Below are 1,451 nucleotides of genomic sequence, written 5' to 3'. Positions count from 1 at the left end.
CACTAGCGTTGCATTAACGCGGTCTGAATATTTAGTTTTTATCATTTTCGGCATGAACGCTGAAACAAGACAACTGGTGAATAAGCAGGTAGCATCATCCATTTTTTGCTATAGGCTTTTACGATCCGTTTGAGATAGCGACAGTAGTTTCGAACTTATTCTCGTCGCTTTTGCCGCCCTCTAGACGTTCTTGCAGCTTTCCTGTGGACAGCACTCAGGAGTTCGTCCCAAGTTTTCCACAGTAAGGTTTTCAGCAATCTTTGCACGGTGAGCAGCGACGCAGTCGTGCTTAAATCGTGCTGGGCGAGAAACATCAGCAAGTAAGCAATCAACGCGATATAAATCTGGTTCTCAACCGCAGTTTGGCTTGTGCCAAAGAACGCTGTTGTCTTGAGGTGTTGCTTCATCCATCGGAAGAACAGCTCGATTTTCCAGCGATTCCGGTACAACTCTGCTAGTTCGTCGGCCGGCGTAAAATAGTCGTTTGTGAGAATCACAATCCGGTTGCCCTTCGTATCCAGTGTCACAATCCGGCGTAACTGGTGGACCATCTGTTTGCTTGCACTGCCCAGTCGAATCAGGTTGTCGTGGATAATGCCCGATTGCTCATCGAACTCTGACCAGTTCCAATCCAGCACATCGTACACTGCATTCTCTTTGAGCCTTGTCGCAAAGCGGATGTTCTTCTCACAGAAATCATCCCACATCGCGTAGTCAAGGTATCCGCGGTCAAAGACGTACATTGCATCCGAACTATCCACAAACCTAGAAAGCAACTTGCTGTCTGCGACGTTCGCTGACGTGATCTGTACTTTATCTGGCGCAGCACGGTCCGGTTGATGGAAGCAAATTCGGGTATGGACCTTGACCCCGGCCTTGGTCTTGCGAAAGGTCGCCCATTGGTACTTGGACAGACAAAGCGGAATCGTCGTCGAGTCAATGATCTTGACCAGTCCAAGTAGCGGTGCGTATGGCTTATCCGTGTGAATCGTCGCCATCGTCTTTTTCACTAGGTCAAGGAACACACCCCGAAATACGTCCGTTGGAATCCGTGCGCAAGTTCTCGATAGTTGCGAGATGCTAATGGAATCGAGACCAAGTTCTTGCTGTAGCGCATCGTCATTGCGAACGGCAATTTCAAGGTCCCGTAGGCCAGAGGCATTGACTAGTTGGGCATAAAGAAACAGGCGAAGAACAGCGGATGTACTGAGCTTTTTCACATACCGGTCGGCGCCATGTTTGGCGATGGATGCTTGCAAGGATTCGGGATCGACCAAAGAAAGCCATTGACCAAAACAGGATTTCAATGTAGCGTTGTCCATTGGGTTGTTCCTTTTCGTGGATTTGGACAGTACTACCTGTTCTCCATGATAAGGAACTTTTTATTTGTTCACAGAGTTAAAACACCGAATCATATGAACATTATGAATAACATTAATGCAACGCTAGTG

1 protein-coding gene is annotated in these 1,451 nt (G+C 47.8%); it reads right to left on the bottom strand.

Features of this window, described 5'->3' with window-relative positions; genetic code table 11:
• Positions 1-155: 155 nt before the first annotated feature.
• Positions 156-1,322, bottom strand: coding sequence for an IS4 family transposase (locus AN477_RS00095; protein ID WP_054967163.1), 1,167 nt, complete (start codon positions 1,320-1,322; stop codon positions 156-158).
• Positions 1,323-1,451: the final 129 nt, after the last annotated feature.

Source organism: Paenalicyclobacillus ferrooxydans, from assembly GCF_001399675.1.
In the GTDB taxonomy this organism is placed as follows: domain Bacteria; phylum Bacillota; class Bacilli; order Alicyclobacillales; family Alicyclobacillaceae; genus Alicyclobacillus_B; species Alicyclobacillus_B ferrooxydans.
Note: the sequence above shows the minus strand (reverse complement) of the source record. Positions and strands in the feature narration are given on the sequence as shown.

What these genes read in the sequence shown, in the direction of transcription:
- AN477_RS00095 (WP_054967163.1), bottom strand. Translation starts at nt 1,322, where the DNA reads ATGGACAACGCTACATTGAAATCCTGTTTTGGTCAATGGCTTTCTTTG.